Source organism: Desulfobacula sp., assembly GCF_021107415.1.
In genome coordinates this window covers 1-2,663 of record NZ_JAIOSW010000112.1, presented here as the reverse complement: position 1 = coordinate 2,663, position 2,663 = coordinate 1, and the positions used below count along the sequence as shown (strand labels likewise).

Annotated in this window: 3 protein-coding genes; all 3 read left to right on the top strand. The window is 42.1% G+C overall.

Going from position 1 to position 2,663, the window contains the following annotated elements:
- Positions 1–453, top strand: a 453-nt coding sequence (locus K8S13_RS05820) for an Hsp33 family molecular chaperone HslO (protein WP_291461149.1), incomplete at its 5' end; no start/stop codon positions are given.
- Between the two features lie 153 nt (positions 454–606).
- A complete protein-coding gene (locus K8S13_RS05815) occupies positions 607–909 on the top strand; it encodes a hypothetical protein (RefSeq protein ID WP_291461148.1) in 303 nt (100 codons plus the stop codon).
- A gap of 35 nt (positions 910–944) precedes the next feature.
- On the top strand, positions 945–2,663 hold a 1,719-nt coding region (gene iorA / locus K8S13_RS05810; protein WP_291461146.1), incomplete at its 3' end, for an indolepyruvate ferredoxin oxidoreductase subunit alpha.

Below are 2,663 nucleotides of genomic sequence, written 5' to 3'. Positions count from 1 at the left end.
CTGGCCAATTATTTTTTGATATCCGAACAGATTCCCACTGGATTTAAATTAAGTGTTTTTTTCAATAACAAGGAAGAAGTTAAGGGAGCAGGGGGGATTTTTCTTCAGGCACTTCCGGGTGCAGATGCATCCAAGGTTATTGAAGCTGAAAAAATGATTCAGAGCATTGATTCTCTGGGTGAAGTGTTTGCCAAGGGACGCTCACCAGAAGAAATTATTCATAAGGAGTTTTCAAACCTTGAACCGAAATTTTTAAGCAACAGCCGGGTAGAGTTTTTTTGCAGGTGCTCAAAACAGAGAATGGAAGGGTATTTAAGAAATCTGCAAACAGAAGAGAAAAAGGATATGATGGGAAAAGGTCCGTTCCCTGTAGAGGTGCGCTGTCATCATTGTAATTCAGTATATCGGTTCAGCAAAGATGACTTACAGGCACTCAAAAAAAGAAAATATTAATAAAATTAATACTTTCTCTTGCAAAAATCAGAAGATATATTATAAATACCGGTAGCGTTGGACAGCCATATGACGGCTATAATGAAGCTAATGACCTGCTTGAAAAAGCAAATACTTGACAATAACCAGATAAAAGAATGAAAGGTGTTAATAATGTGTAATCATTGCAGTGATCATACTCATAACCACCAACATCCTGAGATCGTTCAGCTTATGCCTGTGCAAAAAGATCTGTATGCTGTTTATGATACAAAGGAGCCCTATGACTTTGCAGTCGAAACAGGGAAAGGAAATATCAGCCTTGTCCCCATACTTTTTATGGGCCTGATCAGGCATGGTGAAAAAACCATGGTGGAGGGATTTTTTGCTTCCGGTTCCATTAATTCATGCGAAGACATTGACGGTTTCAAAGGATATGCTGCATCTCTTAAAGATGCAGAAAAATTATATTCATAAATTATTGTAAACTGCCCTTAAATTAAGGAGAATACATGCACAAATTATTGAATGACAGCCCGGGTGAAAAAATTATGCTTCTGGGGAATGAAGCCATTGCCAGAGGCGCTATTGAAGCGGGTGTGGCATTTGCCACAACCTATCCCGGTACCCCTTCTTCTGAAATTTCGCTGAATCTTTTCCAGATGTCCCAGGAATCGGATTTTTATTTTGAATACAGTACCAATGAGAAAGTAGCACTGGAAGTTGCAGCAGCGGCTGCTAATTCAGGGCTTCGTACCTTCTGCATGATGAAGCATGTCGGCTTGAATGTCGCGGCAGACCCCTTGATGACCTTGGCTTATGTAGGAGTGACTGGTGGCATGGTCATCCTGACGGCTGATGACCCGGCCATGTTTTCAAGCCAGAATGAGCAGGATAACCGGTATTATGCCAAATTTGGCAATCTGCCCATGCTTGAACCCTCTTCAGTGCCTGAAGCCAAAGAGATGATTAAATATGCATTTGATCTTTCAGAACAATTAAGTCAGCCCGTTCTGCTTCGAACCACCACAAGGATCAATCATTCCAATGCCTTTGTGACCTTTGGTGATATGAGACCTATGGAAACCAAAGGAAAATTTATCCGGGAACCCTTCAGATGCGTAACAGTCCCTGCTGTTGCAAGACAGCTTCATGCCAAACTGTTGGGAAAAATGGATAAGGCAAAAGGGCTTTCTGAGATTTCTGACTTTAATCCAATTGAAGGGTCAGGAAAATTTGGTATTATTGTCAATGGTGTGAGTTTTTATTATGCCCTGGATGCAGTAAAGGATCTTGGCATTGAAGACAATACAAAGGTTTTACGTCCGGGATTTTCCAATCCCATGCCGGAAAAACTCATTAAAAATTTTGTAAAGGATTGTGAAAAGGTTCTTGTCATTGAAGAAGGTGAACCTTTTATGGAGGAGGCTGTAAAAGCATTTGCCCAGGAAGCAGGCGTTATGATCCCCATCAGCGGTAAATCAGAAGCGCTTTTTTCCCGCCTTTCCGAATATGATCCCGCCATGGTAAGAGAAAAGATAGCCGGTTACTTTGGGATTGATTATACACCAAAAGCAAAATTAGATACTACAGATGTTCCCGAAATTCCCATGCGGCCGCCAAATCTTTGTTCCGGATGTTCTCACAGGGCAACCTTTTATGAAGTGAAACAGGCAGGCAAAGATATGGATATCATCTGCCCCACTGATATCGGGTGTTATACTTTGGGTTTTCTGCCGCCTTTAAATATGGGTGACTTTGTCATCTGCATGGGGTCCTCGGTCAGTACCTCCTGCGGATTTGGGCAGGCCACGGACCAGAAAGTGGTCTCCTTTATCGGAGATTCCACTTTTTTCCATTCAGGTATCACAGGGCTGGTCAATGCCGTATTTAACAACCATAATTTTACCCTGGTCATCCTTGAGAATGATATCACTGCCATGACCGGACATCAGCCCCATCCAGGCGTGGACATGGAAAGATTCGGTCTGGACGGTTTTGGCCGTGTGAATATTGAAAAGCTTGTGAGAACTCTGGGCGTGGAACATGTTTCCATCGTAAAACCGTTTAAGGTAAAAAAGAGCATTGAGATTATTAAAGAAGCTCTTGAATACAAAGGTGTTTCCGTTATTATTTCCCAGGAACCTTGTGCATTATATGCAAAGAGCTTGAAATTGCTCAAGCCAAGAGCATTCACGGTGTCTGACAGGTGTGTTGATCATAGGGATTGT

Bases quoted from the DNA above. Each gene is read 5' to 3' on its own strand.
- K8S13_RS05815 (WP_291461148.1), top strand. From the start codon at position 607: ATGTGTAATCATTGCAGTGATCATACTCATAACCACCAACATCCTGAG.